The sequence below is a fragment of the Agromyces sp. NPDC058126 genome (genome assembly GCF_042884595.1).
Taxonomy (GTDB): Bacteria; Actinomycetota; Actinomycetes; order Actinomycetales; family Microbacteriaceae; genus Agromyces.
Genome location: NZ_JBHVTS010000003.1, coordinates 650,689 through 663,010, shown reverse-complemented (window position 1 = coordinate 663,010; position 12,322 = coordinate 650,689). Strand labels below are relative to the sequence as shown.

Here is a 12,322-nt window from a genome sequence, read left to right as displayed (position 1 = left end):
CGGTCGTTCGTGCGCGGAACTCGTGCGGCCGACGCTACGGAGCCGGTGTTTCCGCCGATCGAGCCGCCCGTGAACGACTGGTCTCGAGGTGCTCACCCGCGGCCGAGCAGCCTGTGAGGCGCGACTCAGACATCGATCCGGTACCCGCGCTTGACCACGGTGGCGATGAGGCCCGGCACCCCGATCGTCTGCCGCAGGCGGCTGAGCGCGACCTCGAGGGCGTGCAGGTCGCCCGTGCCCGGCAGGCCCGATGCGAGCCGGTCGCGGGCGACCACCGCGCCGTGCGCGAGCACGAGTGCGCGCAGCAGGGCGAGCGCGACGGGCGCGAGCGGCACCCGCCGGTCGTCGATCTCGAGCACCGACCCGCGGAGGGCGAGCTCGCCGTGGCGGGTGTCGAGCCGGAGCACGCGCGACTGCTCGAGGTGCTCGCACAGCAGGCGGATGAGCGCCCCCATCCGAAACCGCTCGGGCTGGATCGGCACGATCCCCGCGTCCAGGAGCGGCGCCGCCGTGACCGGGCCGACGGCCGCCGCGACGACGGGTCCGCACATCGCATCGACGAGCTCGTCGTACCGGCCGCGCGCCTCGGCGGCGCCGAACAGCGCGTGCACGGCAGGCGCGCTCGTGAAGGTGACGGCGTCGAGCCCGCCCGAGCAGGCGGCGTCGATCAGCCGGTCGACCCGGTCGTCGTCGGCGTCGGTCTCCACCCATCGGTACGGCTCGACGGTGAGCACCCGGGCGTGGACCTCGCGCAGGCGGTCGAGCTGGTGCGCCTGGAGGAATCCGTGCAGCTGCACCGCGATCGTGAGCCCGGGCGGGTACTGGTCGAGCACCTCGTCGATGAGCGACTCGGTCGTCTCCTCCGCGCTCATGCCGACGTCGTTCAAGCCGGCGGCGCGGATCCCGCCGCGCGCCTTCGGCCCGCGGACGAGGATCGCGGTCGCCTGCAACGCCTCGACGAGCTCTTCGCCGAGCCCGGCCGAGTCGGCGACCTCGAACCAGCGGCGCACACCGTAGGCGGTCGTCGCGAGCAGCACATCGGGGCGCGCGGCGATGATCGCCCGGGTGTCGGCGATGACGGGGTCGTCGCTCGCGGCGTTCGCCATCCGCAGCGTCGGGGCGTGCAGCACCTGGGCGCCGCGCCGGGCGAGGGCGTCGATGAGGTCGGCCGAGCGCCGATCGCTCGTGACGCCGATGCGGAACCCCGCCAACTGGTCGGGCCGGAAGCCCGGCGGGCACTCCGTGGCATCCGTCATGCGATCACCGCCCTCGCGGCCGCGCGGGCGATGAGCTCGGCGGCCGACGCCGAGCCGTCGTGCGCGAGGCGCACGACCTCGCCGACGACGATCACGGCGGGGGAGACGACGTGGGCTCGCGCGGCCGTCGCGACGATGTCGGCCAGCGTGCCGACGGTCGTGCGCTGCCCCGCGCTGAATCCGCGCTCGACGACGGCGACCGGATGCTCCGCCGGCAGGCCGTGCCGGGCGAGCCCGGCCGCGAGCGACGGCAGCGTGCCGACGCCCATGAGCACCACGATCGTGCCGCCGAGCCCCGCGAGGTGGGCGAGTTCGTCGTCGGTGAACGGGGCGTGCCCCGAGACCACCGTGACCATGCGGCTCACCTCGCGATGCGTGACCGGGATGCCGGCCGCGGCCGGCACGGCGATCGCGCTCGTCACGCCCGGAACCACCTCGACGGGGATGCCCGCAGCATGGCAGGCGAGCACCTCCTCGCCGCCGCGGCCGAACACGTACGGGTCGCCGCCCTTCAGGCGCACGACGTGGGCGCCGGATGCCGCGTACCGCACGAGCATCGCCTCGATCTCGTGCTGGGGCACGGCATGGTGACCCGGGGTCTTGCCGACGTCGACGATCTCGGCGCGCGGCGCCAGCGCGGCGAGCTCCTCGTGGGGCGCCAGGCGGTCGACGAGCACCACGTCGGCGTCGGCGAGGGCGCGCACGGCGCGCACGGTCAGCAGGTCGACGGCGCCCGGGCCGCCGCCCACGAGCGTGACGCGGCCGGTCATGCGAGCTCCTCCCGCATCGGGATGGTGGCGCCCGCGATGAGCACCGCGCGGCCGTCCGCGCGCTCCTCGGCCGTCGCGGGCCGGAATTGCTCGCGTTCGGCGACCCGGGCGATCGAGGGGTCGGGGGTGTGCGGGGCGTTCACGAAGGAGCGGAACCGGCGCAGCCGCTCGGGGTCGGCGAGCGTGGCCGCCCACTCGTCCTCGTAGTGCTCGACGTGGGTCGCGACGGCCGCCTCCAGCTCATCGGCGAGGCCGAGGCGATCGTCGACGACGACCTCGCGCACGTGGTCGAGGCCGCCCTCGAGGTCCTCCATCCACCGTGCCGTGCGCTGCAGCCGGTCGGCGGTGCGGATGTAGTACATCAGGTAGCGGTCGATGTAGCGGATCAGGGTCTCGTCGTCGAGGTCGCTCGCGAGCAGCTGCGCGTGAGCCGGCTGGAAGCCCCCGTTGCCGCCGACGTAGAGGTTCCACCCCTGATCGGTGGCGATGACGCCGACGTCCTTGCCGCGCGCCTCGGCGCACTCGCGGGCGCATCCCGAGACGCCGAACTTGAGCTTGTGCGGCGAGCGCAGCCCCCGGTAGCGGAGCTCGAGGCGGATCGCCATCGCCACCGAGTCCTGCACGCCGTAGCGGCACCACGTCGATCCGACGCAGCTCTTCACGTTGCGGAGCGCCTTGCCGTAGGCCTGGCCCGACTCGAAGCCCGCGTCGACGAGCTGCTTCCAGATGTCGGGCAGCTGGTCGAGCCGGGCGCCGAACAGGTCGATTCGCTGGCCGCCGGTGATCTTCGTGTAGAGCCCGAACTCCTGCGCGACCGCGGCGATCACTGCGAGCTTGTCGGGGGTGATCTCGCCGGCGGGGATGCGCGGCACCACCGAGTAGGTGCCGTCCTTCTGCATGTTCGCCATCGCTCGGTCGTTCGTGTCCTGCAGGCCGCCGCGGCCCCCGTCGAGGATGTACGAGCCGTGCTGGGTGGCGAGGATCGAGGCGATCACCGGCTTGCAGATGTCGCAGCCGCGCCCCGTGCCGAGCCGCTCGACGATCTCCTCGAAGGAGGTCAGCCCGATCACGCGCACCGACTCGAACAGCTCCTGGCGGGAGAGCTCGAAGTGCTCGCACAGCGCCTTCGAGAGGGCGACGCCCGACTTCTTCAGCTCGCCCTCGAGCAGCTTCTTCACGAGCGGCACGCACGAGCCGCACTGGGTGCCCGCGCGGGTACACGTCTTCAGCGCCCCGAGCTCGGTGCAGCCCTCGGCGTGCTCGTCGCCCGCGATCGCGTCGCGGATGCTGCCCGCCGTGACGTTGTTGCACGCGCAGACGAGCGCGGCTGCGGGGAGCTCGTCGCCCGCGGGCGGCTCGACGCCAGACGCCGAGAGGTACGCGGCCGGTTCGCTCGTCAGCTCGGTGCCGAGGAGCGGGCGCAGGCTCGAGTACGGGGAGGCGTCGCCGACGAAGATGCCGCCGAGGAGGGTCTTCGCGTCGCCCGTCATGACGAGCTTCTGGTAGAGCCCGCGCGCGGGGTCGGCGTAGACGATCTCGAGCGCGTGCGGGGTGCGGGCGAGCGCGTCGCCGAAGCTCGCCACGTCGACGCCCGAGAGCTTCAGCTTCGTCGCGTCGTCGACCGTCGTGAATTCGGCCCCGCCGCCGAGCAGACGGTCGGCGACCACCTCGGCCATCGCGTTCGCCGGTGCGACGAGCCCCGTGCAGCGCCCCTCGAAGCTCGCGACCTCGCCGATGGCCCGCACGTTCGGGAGGGAGGTCGCGCACGCCGAGTCGATCGCGACGCCGCCGCGGGGACCGAGCTCGAGACCGAGTTCGCGGGCGAGCTCGTCGCGCGGGCTGATCCCGATCGCGAAGACGACGAGGTCGCAGTCGATGCGCCGCCCGTTCGCGAGCTCGACGCCGACGACGACCTCCTCCTCGTCGACGAGCAGCGCCGTCGGCCGGACGCCGAGGTGCAGGCCGATGCCCTGGCCCGCGATGATGCGGCCGAGTGCGCGCCCCGCGCCCTCGTCGAGCTGGGCCGACATGAGCCAGCCGCCGGAATGGACGATCGCGGCGTCGGCACCGAGCGCGGCGAGGCCGCCGGCGGCCTCGAGGCCGAGCAGGCCGCCGCCCGCGACGACCACCCGGGCGGGTCGGCCGTGCTGAGCGGCGATCGCCGCGGTCTCGGCGACGAGCGCGTCGACGTCCTCGATCGTGCGGTAGACACGGGCGTGCTCGGAGCCCGGCAGCTCGGGCACCGGCGCGCTCGAACCGGTGGCGAGCACGAGCTCGTCCCAGCGGAACTGCCGTCCCGTCGAGGTCGTCGCCGTGTTCGCGACCGCATCGATCGCCACCACGCGCTCGCCGACGACGAGCTCGACGTGATCGGCGTCCCACATCGTGCTCGGCTGGAGGGCGAGGTCGATCGTGCCGTCGGCGAGGCGGGTGCTGAGGGCGACCCGGTCGTAGGGGGCGCGCGGCTCCTCGCCGACGACGGTGACGCGCAGGCTCCGCCCCGCATCGCGGGCGTGCAGGCTGTCGGCCAGCCGGTGGGCGGCGGGGCCGCCGCCGACGATGAGGACGTCGCGCACCCCGGCGCTGGGGCGGTGCTCGGTGGTGCTGCCGGTCATGCTGCCTCCCCGGATCGGATGAGGCGAGCGTAGGAGCGGGGCGTTTCGGGGCTGTTTCGGCGCGGTAACCGTGAAGCGCGTGCACCGCACGCCCGCCCGTGGCGGATGTGAGGCGGTCTTCACCGTGTCGAAACACCGCGACCGGCCGGCGGAAACGAACCGTGGCTAGCGTCGGCCGCAGGCACCGCCGGGCAGGAACGCCCGGCCCGACCCTGGAGGAGCCGCCATGACGCCGACCGCCGCCGCCACGAGGACCACCTGGCTCACGGCCTGCGAGATCGACGAACTCGAGCCCGGATGGGGCGAGGTCGCCCTGCACGGCGGCCGTCAGATCGCGCTCGTGCGCCTCCGCGCCGACGAGGTCTACGCGGTCGACCACCTCGATCCGCACACCGGGGCGCCGGTCATGGCGCGCGGCATCGTCGGGTCGCGCGGCGAACGCCCCACCATCGCCTCACCCCTGCACAAGGAGGTCTACGACCTCGGCACCGGCGAGTGCTTCACCGACGCGGCGCTCGCACTGCGCACTTATCGCACGCGGATCGTGGGCGGCATGATCGAGGTCGAGCTCGACGGCTGAGACGCCCGGCGGAGCGGGTCTGCCGGGCGCGGCAGCGGGGCGCACCTCGCCCCGCTGGGGCGGCGCCGGTCAGCCGCGCTGCGTGAGCACGATCGGGTCGCCGTCGGTGATGGCGATCGTGTGCTCGGAGTGCGCTCCGCGGGAGCCGTCGGCGCTTCGCAGCGTCCAGCCGTCGGGGTCGGTGAAGATCTCGTCGGTCGTCTGCAGGAACCACGGCTCGATCGCCACGACGAGGCCCGGCTTCAGCGGCAGCCCGCGACCAGGCCGTCCGTTGTTCGGGATGTGGGGATCGCCGTGCATGGTGCGACCGACGCCGTGGCCGCCGAAGTCGGTGTTGATCGAGTAGCCGGCGGCCTTCGCGACGTCGGCGATCGCGCGCGAGATGTCGCCGATACGGTTGCCAGGGCGTGCCGCGGCGATGCCCGCGTCGAGGGCGCGCTGCGTCGTGTCGATGAGGCGCAGGTCCTCGTCGCGCGGGGTGCCGACGACGATCGAGATCGCCGAGTCCGAGACCCAGCCGTTCAGCGAGGCGGCGAAGTCGAGGCTCAGCAGGTCGCCGTCGCGCAGCTTGTAGTCGCGGGGGAGGCCGTGCAGCACCGCGTCGTTCACCGAGGTGCAGATGACCTTGCCGAACGGGCTCGCGCCGAACGACGGGTGGTAGTCGATGTAGCAGCTCTCGGCGCCCGCCGTGCGGATCATCTCGTGCGCGAGCGCATCGAGCTCGAGCAGGTTGACGCCGACGGCCGCAGCCTTCGACGTCGCCTCGATCACGCTGGCCACGAAGCGGCCGGCGGGCCGCATCTCCTCGAGCTCGGCAGGGGTCCTCAGTTCGATCACGCTCATCCTCTCCGAGACCATTCTGTCGTCTCCGCCCTGAGTGAACACCCGGCGCGCTCGCAGCCCGACCGGATTACGCTGGCCACATGCTCATCCGGCGCCTCTTCTACCGCTGGCAGTTCATCGCGATCGTCGCACTGCCGGTGTGGCTGCTCGTGGGCTGGGCGATCTTCGGCTCAGGCGGCTGGGGCACCCTCGGCCTCGTGATCGTCGTGCCCGTCGCCTTCATCACGCTCGGCGTCGTCGCACTCCTCGTGAACGCGCGGCCGACGGTGCGGAGCGAACGCGCCGTCTCCTGGACCGACGTCGGCGTGATCGGCGCCTGGCACGCCGCCCTCATCGCCACCGGCTTCTACACCGATGGGTCGACCTTCTTCGGCGTCCTCGCGATCGTCGCGGCGATCGCCGCGTTCTGGGTCTCGCTCTGGCAGCTCGTGAAGGACGGCGCGAAGCGCATGAACGCCTCGATGGCCGAGTTCGAACGCCTCGCCGCCGAGCAGCAGGGCGGCACGCCGCGTCAGGATGCCCCGGGCACCCGCCGCCCGCCGTTCGACGACGGAGGCGACGACGTGATCATCATCCACGAGGTGCGCGACTGACGCGTGCGTCGTCGGCGACGCGGCATCCGCGAGCCCGGGTCGCCCGCTTTGCCTGCCGGGTACCCGGCATGGCACAATAGAGGATTGTGCCGCTGCGGGAGTCATCCCGCCGACGTCTCTGCCTCCGGGGAGCATGCGACGCACGGTTTCCGTGCGAGGCGGCGCCAGACACTTTCCATTCAAGATCCGCGTTCGACCGGTGGCGGGCGCAGAGAGCGAACATCATGCACATTCTCGACCATGTCGACGCCGCGAGCCTGCGGTCGGACATCCCCGACTTCCGCCCCGGCGACACCGTCAAGGTGCACGTGAACATCATCGAAGGCACCCGCTCGCGCATCCAGGTCTTCCAGGGCGTCGTCATCGGCCGCTCGGGCGAAGGCGTGCGCGAGACCTTCACGGTCCGCAAGGTCAGCTTCCAGGTCGGCGTCGAGCGCAAGTTCCCGGTGCACTCGCCGGTCATCGACCACATCGAGGTCGTCACCCGCGGTGACGTGCGTCGCGCGAAGCTCTACTACCTGCGCAAGCTCCGTGGCAAGAAGGCCAAGATCAAGGAGAAGCGCGACGCCTGATCGTCAGCGCGAATCGCGGTAGCCCGCGAACTCCGACCGAGCTCCCCACCAATACAATGGTGGGGAGCTCGGGCGGTTAAATGACAGAAGACACCACCATGCGCGAAGATCGCGCTGGTTCGGCATCGGCACGCGGCAGGCAGCGCGGGGTACTCCTCTTCCTGAGGGACCTGCTCGTCATCTTCGTGGTGGCGGTGCTCGTTTCGTTCCTCATCAAGACATTCCTCATCAGATCGTTCTTCATCCCGTCGCAGTCGATGGAGATGACGCTCGTGAAGGACGACCGCATCATCGTGAACCAGCTGGTTCCCGAGGTGACGCCGATCTCCCGCGGCGACGTCGTGGTCTTCAAGGACCCGGGCGGTTGGCTGCCCGCCCGCGTGAAGGAGCCGCAGCCGCCGCTCATCGCCGCGGTCGACTGGTTCATGGCCTTCGTCGGCCTCTCGGCCCCCGATTCGAACGATCACCTCGTCAAGCGCGTGATCGGGCTCCCCGGCGACCACGTCGTCTGCTGCAACGCGCTCGGTCAGATGAGCGTCAACGGCGTGCCGCTCGACGAGTCGGCGTACGTCGCGCTGCCGCCCGGCGAGACGAAGGTCTCGGAGGTCGACTTCGACGAGACGGTGCCCGAGGGCGCGCTCTGGGTGATGGGCGACAACCGGGGCAACTCGAAGGACTCCCGCTTCAACGGCGACACGCCGCTCAAGGGGTTCGTGCCGATCGACAACGTCGTCGGCCGCGCCTTCGTCGTCAGCTGGCCGATCTCGCACTGGGCGTGGCTCGACAACTATCCGACCGTCTTCGAGGGCGTCGACGAAGGCACGGGCTGATGGCCGGTCAGGCGATCCCCAACCTCCGCGTCGAGCGCGAGCTCTTCGACGAGGGGGCGCCGTTCGTGCTCGCCTGCGACGAGGTAGGCCGCGGGGCGCTCGCCGGCCCCGTGGCGGTCGGGCTCGTCGTCATCGACCCCGCCGTGCGACGGATGCCGGCCGGCCTCCGCGACTCGAAGCTCATGACCGAGCCGCGCCGCGACGCGATGGCGCCGCGTGCCGGCGCGTGGGTGCGTGCCTGGGCGGTGGGCGAGGCCTCCGCCGCCGAGATCGACGAGCTCGGCATCATGGCGTGCCTCGGGCTCGCAGGCGCCCGCGCCTTCGCCGCGCTCGCCCCGGGGTCGGAGCTCGCCGAGGAGGTGGCCGGCTCGCCGCTCATCCTCGACGGCAACCACGACTGGCTGAGCCCGGCGATCGCGCGTCGGGTGGCGGTGCGCACCCGCATCAAGGCCGACCGCGACTGCGCGTCGGTCGCGGCGGCCTCGGTGCTCGCGAAGGTGCATCGCGACGGCGGGATGCGTCGTGCCCACGCCGACACCCCGCTCTACTCGTGGGACGAGAACAAGGGCTACTCGAGCCGCGCGCACTTCGCCGCGATCGAGGAGCACGGACCGAGTGCCCTGCACCGACGCACCTGGCTGCACGAGCGTGCCCCCGAGGCGCCGGCGCTCTTCGACCTCGGCGTAGGATGAACGACGATGGATGAAGACGAGTTCGAAGACTACGACCGCGAGGTCGAGTTGGCCCTGTACCGCGAGTACCGAGACATCGTCTCGCAGTTCAAGTTCGTGGTCGAGACCGAGCGACGGTTCTACCTCGCCAACGAGGTCGAACTCGTGCGCCGGGACACCGAGCACGACTTCTACTTCGAGTTGACGATGAAGGACGTCTGGGTCTGGGACGTCTACCGCGCCGACCGCTTCGTGAAGGCCGTGCGCGTGCTGACGTTCAAGGACGTCAACGTCGAGGAGCTCGCGACTCGTGAGTTCGAGCTGCCGAAGGAGCTCGCGCTCGACGAGTAGTCGAGCGCCGGCGCATTCTCAGCGCCACCTCATCGGCGCCGCACCCGGCGCCGCCAGTCGCCGTCGAGATCGCGGGCGACGAGGTTGTCGACCTCGAGTTCGGCCAGCGTCGACATCACGAGCCCCGGCGCGAGACCGCTGCGGCGAGCGAGGTCGTCGACCGACCGGGCGCTCCTCGAGCTGAGGGCGTCGAGCAGGCGGACGGCCTCGGGCGACGGCTCCGCCGCCGCGGTCGTTCGATTCGCCGGACCCGCGTCGATCCCGACGCCCATGCCCGAGGCGAGCTCGGCCATCTGCGCCGCGTCAACGACGCACGTCGCGTCGCGTTCGCGCATCAGCCGGTGGCATCCGGCCGATGACGGACTCGTGACGGGGCCTGGGACGGCGCCGAGCGGTCGGCCGAGCTGCGCCGCGTGCGCGGCGGTGTTCAACGAGCCCGAGCGGAGCCCGGCCTCGATCACGACCGTCGCGGCGCCGGCCGCCGCGATGAGCCGGTTGCGTTGCAGGAATCGCCACTTCGAGGGCGCCGTGCCGCAGGCGACCTCCGAGAAGACGGCACCCGCCTGAACGATGCGGGTGAGCAGCGACTCGTGGCCCGAGGGATAGAAGCGATCGATGCCGCCGGCGAGGAACGCGACCGTCATGCCGTCGCTCGCGAGCGCCGCGCGGTGGGCGGTGCCGTCGATCCCGTAGGCGCCGCCCGAGACGATCAGGAACCCGCGATCGACGAGCCCCGCCGAAGCGTCCGCAGCCACGTGCTCGCCGTAGCCGCTCGCGGCGCGGGCTCCGACGAGTGCGATGGCCGGTTGCGCGCCGGCGAGTGCGTCGGCACGGCCGCGCACCCAGAGCGCGAGCGGGGCGTTGGCGCCGAGATCGTCGACGCCCACCGGCCATTCCGCATCGCCGGGCATGAGGAGACGCGCCCCGACGCGGGCGGCCTGCGCGAGGGAGCGCTCGAACGCCGCCGCGTCGATGCGGGGGCGCCAGCGCGAGAGCCCCTGCTCGATCGACGAGTCGGCGAGCGGCTCGCCCGGTCCGCCGAGCGCGGCCGCGAACTCGGCGGGCCCCGCGCCCGCGACGACGAGGTCGAGTACGGCGGTCGCGCCGACGGCGGCGACGAGGCGTCCGAGCACGCCGTCGCCGGGTTCGGAGAGGAATCCGAGCGCGGCCCGCGCGACGGCCTCGGCCCGACGCTCGTCGCCGTCGGAGGCGTGGCCGGCTCGCACGGAGGCGATCGACGCGGCGTACGCGGCGAGGGTGCGGAGGGTCGCGCTGCTCGTCGCGCTCATGAGGCGACTCCGGTCTTGAAGAACATGGCCCGGCCGACGTGCTCCGCGTCCGGCGCGGCGCTCCCGGCCAGGTCGGCGAGGGTCCATGCGACCTTCAGGATCCGGTCGTACCCGCGCATCGTGATGCCTCCGCGTTCGAGCAGCCGATCGAGCGTCTTGGTCGCACGGCTTCCGGGGTGCAGCCGGCCGGCTCCGCGGAGCCACGGACCCGGCATCTCGGCGTTCGTCCGCCAGGGCGTGCCGCGGAGGCGCTCGGCCGCGGCGGCACGGGCCGCCGAGACCATCGATCGTCCCTGCGCGGTGGAGACCCCGCTCCCGTCGGCCATGCGCATCGCCGCGACGGTGACCCTCGGCACGCGCAGCTGCAGGTCGACGCGGTCGAGCAGCGGCCCCGAGAGGCGAGCGAGGTAGCGGCGCTGCACGATCGGGGCGCACGTGCACTCGTCGGTGCCCAGGTTGCCGCACGGGCAGGGGTTCGCCGCGAGCACGAGCTGGAATCGGGCGGGGAAGGTCGCGACGGCGTTCGCCCGGTGGATGGAGATCGTGCCCGACTCGATCGGTTGGCGCAGCACGTCGAGGACCGCCCTCGGGAACTCGGGCGCCTCGTCGAGGAACAGCACGCCGTGCGTCGCCCGTGCCGCTGCACCCGGCCGGATCAGCCTGCTGCCTCCACCGACGATGGCGGCCGCGGTGGCCGTGTGGTGCGGGGCCTCGAACGGCGGCCTGAACGAGAGCTGCGCGCCGGGTCGGCGACCTGCGAGCGAATGGATGGAGGCGACCTCGAGCGCCTCGTCGGCGTCGAGGTCGGGAAGGAGCCCCGGGAGGCGCGAGGCGAGCATCGTCTTGCCGGCGCCGGGCGGCCCGAGCATGGAGACGTGGTGCCCGCCGGATGCGGCGACGAGCATCGCCTCGACCGCGTCGCTGTTGCCGGCGACCTCGGCGAGGTCGCCCGCGGGTTCGGGGGCGCCGTCGGCGAGCGGCTGACCGGGCACCGGCTCGCTGACCTGGGGCTCGAAGGCGCCGCCGTGCCAGATCGCGGCGTCGAGCAGCGACGCGACGCCGACGACCCGGGCGCCGGGGACGAGCGACGCCTCCTCGGCATTCGCCGACGGGACCATGACGAGGTCGTGCCCCGCCCGGACCGCCGCGAGCACGGCCGGCAGGATGCCGTCGATCGGGCGGAGACGGCCGTCGAGCCCCAGCTCACCGAGGTGGACCACGCGCGCGACCGACTCGGTCGAGAGCTCGCCCGATGCTGCGAGGCAGGCGATCGCGATCGCCAGGTCGAACCCCGAGCCGTGCTTGGGGAGGGCAGCCGGCGAGAGGTTCACGGTGAGCCGGCGGCTCGGAAGGGGACAGCCCGCGTTGCTCGCCGCCGAGCGCACCCGATCGCGCGCCTCGCCGAGCGCGGCGTCGGGCAGGCCGATGATGACGACGCCCGGCAACTGCGCGGAGAGATCGGCCTCGACCTCGACGATCGAACCGGTGAGGCCGAGCAGGGCGACCGAGGCCGTGCGCGCGACCGGCATCAGCTCACCCCTTCGAGGTGCTCGATGATCGCGGGCGCGTCGCGCGACACGGTGACCGCGATCGCGTCGATGCGGATCCGGGTCGGGTGCGCGCCGGACTGTTCGCACCAGGCGAGCGCGAGGCGTCGCATCCGCGCGAGCTTCAGGGGCGTGATCGCCTCGAACGGATGCCCGTAGCCGTGACCGGAGCGAGCCTTGACCTCGACGAACACGACCGACTCGCCGTCGCGGGCGATGAGGTCGATCTCGCCGAGCCGACATCGCCAGTTGCGCTCGATCACCGACATCCCGCGCGCCTCGAGGTGGTCGGCCGCGAGTTGTTCGCCGTGCCGACCGAGCTCCGTGTTGTGGGCCAATGCGACCACCTCCGCCTCGAGCGTCGCGCGCCGCCGGTGGCGCGACCGGTCCGGGCGTCCGCACGGT

The 12,322-nt window shown here is 72.6% G+C and carries 13 protein-coding genes; 6 read left to right on the top strand and 7 right to left on the bottom strand.

Going from position 1 to position 12,322, the window contains the following annotated elements:
* Positions 1 to 125: 125 nt before the first annotated feature.
* From ACFVTR_RS12175 to nirB, 3 genes are read right to left on the bottom strand one after another with little or no spacing between them, the layout of a single operon-like run.
* The gene (locus ACFVTR_RS12175) at positions 126 to 1,256 is read right to left on the bottom strand and encodes a uroporphyrinogen-III synthase (protein WP_387037588.1); all 1,131 of its coding nucleotides are present in this window, start codon (positions 1,254 to 1,256) and stop codon (positions 126 to 128) included.
* Entirely contained in the window at positions 1,253 to 2,026 is a 774-nt protein-coding gene (gene cobA, locus ACFVTR_RS12170) for a uroporphyrinogen-III C-methyltransferase (RefSeq protein ID WP_387037586.1), read from the bottom strand. The genes ACFVTR_RS12175 and cobA overlap by 4 nt, the downstream gene beginning before the upstream one ends.
* Positions 2,023 to 4,641 carry a nitrite reductase large subunit NirB gene (gene nirB, locus ACFVTR_RS12165; RefSeq protein ID WP_387037584.1) on the bottom strand — a complete coding sequence of 873 codons (2,619 nt, stop codon included), beginning with the start codon at positions 4,639 to 4,641 and terminating at the stop codon, positions 2,023 to 2,025. Before nirB ends, cobA begins: the two co-directional genes overlap by 4 nt.
* Positions 4,642 to 4,867: 226 nt before the next feature.
* Between nirB and nirD the strand changes: the two genes are divergently transcribed.
* Positions 4,868 to 5,221 carry a nitrite reductase small subunit NirD gene (gene nirD / locus ACFVTR_RS12160; protein WP_387037582.1) on the top strand — a complete coding sequence of 118 codons (354 nt, stop codon included), beginning with the start codon at positions 4,868 to 4,870 and terminating at the stop codon, positions 5,219 to 5,221.
* Between the two features lie 69 nt (positions 5,222 to 5,290).
* Here the strand turns inward: nirD and map are convergent, their stop codons facing one another.
* On the bottom strand, positions 5,291 to 6,058 hold the full coding sequence (gene map, locus ACFVTR_RS12155) for a type I methionyl aminopeptidase (protein ID WP_387037581.1): 768 nt from the start codon (positions 6,056 to 6,058) through the stop codon (positions 5,291 to 5,293).
* 86 nt (positions 6,059 to 6,144) lie between these two features.
* On the opposite strand from map, the gene ACFVTR_RS12150 reads away from it, so the two are divergent.
* From ACFVTR_RS12150 to ACFVTR_RS12130, 5 genes are all read left to right on the top strand, one after another.
* Positions 6,145 to 6,657, top strand: coding sequence for a hypothetical protein (locus tag ACFVTR_RS12150; RefSeq protein WP_387037579.1), 513 nt, complete (start codon positions 6,145 to 6,147; stop codon positions 6,655 to 6,657).
* A gap of 224 nt (positions 6,658 to 6,881) precedes the next feature.
* Positions 6,882 to 7,229, top strand: a complete 348-nt coding sequence (gene rplS, locus ACFVTR_RS12145) for a 50S ribosomal protein L19 (protein ID WP_022887850.1) — start codon at positions 6,882 to 6,884, stop codon at positions 7,227 to 7,229.
* Positions 7,230 to 7,309: 80 nt separating this feature from the next.
* Positions 7,310 to 8,059 (top strand): signal peptidase I, encoded by a 750-nt coding sequence (gene lepB / locus ACFVTR_RS12140; RefSeq protein WP_387037576.1) that lies wholly within the window; start codon positions 7,310 to 7,312, stop codon positions 8,057 to 8,059.
* Positions 8,059 to 8,751, top strand: a complete 693-nt coding sequence (locus ACFVTR_RS12135) for a ribonuclease HII (protein WP_387037575.1) — start codon at positions 8,059 to 8,061, stop codon at positions 8,749 to 8,751. The genes lepB and ACFVTR_RS12135 overlap by 1 nt, the downstream gene beginning before the upstream one ends.
* A gap of 6 nt (positions 8,752 to 8,757) precedes the next feature.
* Positions 8,758 to 9,081 carry a DUF2469 family protein gene (locus tag ACFVTR_RS12130; protein WP_157424026.1) on the top strand — a complete coding sequence of 108 codons (324 nt, stop codon included), beginning with the start codon at positions 8,758 to 8,760 and terminating at the stop codon, positions 9,079 to 9,081.
* A gap of 29 nt (positions 9,082 to 9,110) precedes the next feature.
* On the opposite strand, the gene dprA is transcribed toward ACFVTR_RS12130, so the two are convergent.
* The 3 genes from dprA to ACFVTR_RS12115 are packed head-to-tail and all read right to left on the bottom strand — an operon-like array spanning position 9,111 to position 12,255.
* Complete coding sequence (gene dprA, locus ACFVTR_RS12125) at positions 9,111 to 10,370, bottom strand: DNA-processing protein DprA (protein ID WP_387037574.1); 1,260 nt, start codon at positions 10,368 to 10,370, stop codon at positions 9,111 to 9,113.
* Positions 10,367 to 11,899, bottom strand: coding sequence for a YifB family Mg chelatase-like AAA ATPase (locus ACFVTR_RS12120; protein ID WP_387037572.1), 1,533 nt, complete (start codon positions 11,897 to 11,899; stop codon positions 10,367 to 10,369). Before ACFVTR_RS12120 ends, dprA begins: the two co-directional genes overlap by 4 nt.
* A complete protein-coding gene (locus ACFVTR_RS12115) occupies positions 11,899 to 12,255 on the bottom strand; it encodes a YraN family protein (RefSeq protein ID WP_387037570.1) in 357 nt (118 codons plus the stop codon). The genes ACFVTR_RS12120 and ACFVTR_RS12115 overlap by 1 nt, the downstream gene beginning before the upstream one ends.
* Positions 12,256 to 12,322: the final 67 nt, after the last annotated feature.